The sequence below is a fragment of the Fulvivirga lutimaris genome (assembly GCF_009711525.1).
GTDB lineage: Bacteria > Bacteroidota > Bacteroidia > Cytophagales > Cyclobacteriaceae > Fulvivirga > Fulvivirga lutimaris.
The window spans coordinates 1-3,086 of sequence record NZ_SMLV01000147.1 but is presented as its reverse complement, the minus strand read 5'-3'; the positions used below and the strand labels follow the sequence as shown (position 1 = coordinate 3,086).

At 38.9% G+C, this 3,086-nt stretch carries 3 protein-coding genes; 2 read left to right on the top strand and 1 reads right to left on the bottom strand.

Going from position 1 to position 3,086, the window contains the following annotated elements; translation table 11 throughout:
• Positions 1 to 1,462, top strand: a 1,462-nt coding sequence (locus E1140_RS00905; RefSeq protein ID WP_155178074.1) for an FMN-binding glutamate synthase family protein, incomplete at its 5' end; no start/stop codon positions are given.
• 12 nt (positions 1,463 to 1,474) lie between these two features.
• Entirely contained in the window at positions 1,475 to 2,257 is a 783-nt protein-coding gene (gene ppk2, locus E1140_RS00900) for a polyphosphate kinase 2 (RefSeq protein ID WP_155178072.1), read from the top strand.
• On the opposite strand, the gene E1140_RS00895 is transcribed toward ppk2, so the two are convergent.
• A partial coding sequence (locus tag E1140_RS00895) for a LacI family DNA-binding transcriptional regulator (RefSeq protein WP_155178070.1) occupies positions 2,254 to 3,086 on the bottom strand: 833 nt, incomplete at its 5' end. The genes ppk2 and E1140_RS00895 overlap by 4 nt on opposite strands.

Below are 3,086 nucleotides of genomic sequence, written 5' to 3'. Positions count from 1 at the left end.
GAACTTTCCATTGGTTGGTAATTTCAGGTACATTCTCGAAAGTATCCGTCCAGAAATAAGTCAATACTTTATAGAAACCAACTTCAGTGGAGTTCCATTCTCTAGGCAATCGAGGTCTTTGGTATATCAAAGGGCCAAAAAACAGCTGGACACACTTCCTTTCGGAACACAACGCAATGTCTACGATGTAGGCTACGAATGGGTAAATCATTCACTTAACCCAAAACACCCAGATCCTAAAAGCCTCAGGGTAACAATTGGTGGCCCCGAATGCCAACAAAAATACAATGCCAGTATATTAAACATATCGGCCATGAGCTATGGTTCATTAAGTAAAAATGCGGTAATGGCCTTAAACAAGGGGGCTCAGATGAGCAGCTTTGCCCATAATACCGGTGAAGGCGGTTTAACAGAATACCATTTAAAAAATGGTGGCGATGTCATCTGGCAAATTGGTACTGGATACTTCGGAGCCCGAACATTAGAAGGAAATTTTGATGAAGAACTTTTTAAAGAGAAGGCTCATAATACCAATGTTAAAATGATTGAGATAAAACTCTCTCAGGGTGCAAAACCTGGTCATGGTGGTATTTTGCCTGCTGCTAAAGTAACTGAAGAAATCTCAAAAATCAGAAATGTACCTATGGGTCAGGATGTTAACTCACCTCCTGCACACTCTGCCTTTACCACTCCTACAGAAATGATGGAGTTTGTAAAGAAGTTGAGAGAATTGTCTGGAGCTAAGCCAATAGGAATTAAATTATGCATAGGTAAGCGCAGAGAGTTCCTTGCAATTTGTAAGGCAATGATAAAAACAGGCATATTACCTGATTATATTGCGGTTGACGGCACAGAAGGCGGCACAGGTGCTGCTCCTGTAGAGTTTTCCGACAGCATTGGTACTCCTCTTAATGAATCCTTGATTTTTGTTCATAATGCATTGGTTGGGTATAACCTTAGAAAGGACATAAAGGTGATATGCAGCGGCAAAATAATTACTGGTTTTGATGTGGTTAAGAATATTTCTATTGGTGCCGATTTATGTTATTCAGCCAGGGGCATGATGATGGCTATTGGTTGCATACAAGCTTTAAGATGTAATGCCAATGTTTGTCCTACCGGAGTGGCAACTCAAAATCCTCAATTGGTAAAAGGTTTGGATATTGAGGATAAAGCTAAGCGAACGGCTTCATATCATGATGGCACCGTTCATAGTGTAGCAGAAATTATTGGGTCGATGGGTTTATCTTCAACTACAGAATTACGTCCATGGCATAGAATGCGCAGAACTGATTTTACAGAGATAAAACATTATGGAGAAATCTATGAATTCTTAAAACCAGGTGCTTTGCTTGAAGATATTTTACCTCAAGGTTGGGACAGAGCTGCAAAAGCCGCTTCCCCAGACTTTTTTAATCATGTAGAGGTTGAAGAGAAAGCACTGGTTGCTGATGAATTTTAAAATTCAAGAACTATGAGTACTTCCATTTCAAACAAAGACTATAATGAGGCACTCAAAAACCTCAATATGGAACTGATCCATTTACAACGTTGGATAAAAAAACACGGTCTAAAAGTCGTGGTCCTATTTGAAGGTAGAGATACGGCAGGAAAAGGGGGTGTAATAAAAAGAATAACTGCACCACTAAACCCTAGAGTATGCAAAGTTGTAGCCTTAGGTGTACCAACAGAACGTGAAAAAACACAATGGTACTTTCAACGCTACATCCAACACCTACCGGCAGCAGGAGAAATGGTAATTTTCGATAGAAGTTGGTACAACAGAGCTGGGGTTGAAAAGGTAATGGGTTTCTGTACGGAAGCTGAATATGAAGAATTCTTAAGGTCATGCCCTGAATTTGAAAGAATGCTTATTCGTTCTGGTATAATACTTATAAAGTACTGGTTCTCAGTGAGCGATTCAGTTCAGGAATTAAGATTTAAAGAAAGAATTGAAAACCCTACTAAAAGGTGGAAATTTAGCCCTATGGACTTAAAGTCCAGAGCCCATTGGCTTGAATATAGTAAGGCTAAAGATGAAATGTTTGCTCACACCGACACTAAGCAAAGCCCTTGGTATGTTGTCAATGGTGATGACAAAAAGAAAGCTCGATTAAATTGTATCGACCATCTTCTTAGTCTTATTCCTTATCAACCCATAGATTTTGAAAAAATAGAACTCCCCGATTTACCTGAAATGAGGAAATATGTAAGGCCCCCGATGGAGTACCAAAATTTTGTCCCTGAAAAATATTAAATCTGCTTAGTAGAATCTCTTAAGATCAACTCCGGCACGAATGCTGGTTCTATTTCTATTGTTCGAGTTTTCTTTTCAATCATTTCAAGAAGATATCTAGCTGATCTCTCTCCGGTTTCGGACAAATGATGACTCACTGTGGTTAATCTTGGCTCTACAATCTTAGAAATCGGGTAATTACCATAACCTATTACAGATATTTGTTCAGGCACTTTATAACCCATTTTCTTCAATACTATAATAGCTTCAACAGCAAGATTATCATTGACTGCAAAAATCCCATCAACATCAGGATGTTCCTTCAATAGTTTCTCTAACGACTGACCGACTACATGCCTATCAAAATCACAATTTGCAATAAGGCTGTTACTAACCTCCAGATCGCCATTCTTCAAAGCTTCTTTATAACCGTTAAGTCTATTCTTAGTATTGAACATTGAGGTAGGCCCTGCCAAATGAGCTATCTTTTTAGAACCTGTTTTTATCAAATGTTCTGTAGCAATATATGCTGCATTATAATCATCCGCCTCCACCTGAACAGTCTCTAATGCCGGGTCAACTCGATCGAAAATAACCACAGGCATATGATTCATCACTTCTTTAATATGATTCAGTCTGGTAGTCTCCTGCGCAATACAAAGTAAAATACCGTCAACTCTACCTGAAGAAAGTGATTTTAGTAACTTCTCCTCTTCCTCTTCCTTCTCATTTGACTGGCAAATAAGTAGCTGGTACCCTTTTGCAGAAGCAACTCTTTGCATACCACTGATGATTCTAGAAAAGAAATATACACCAATACTGGGCACGACAACTCCAATGCAGTAAGTTT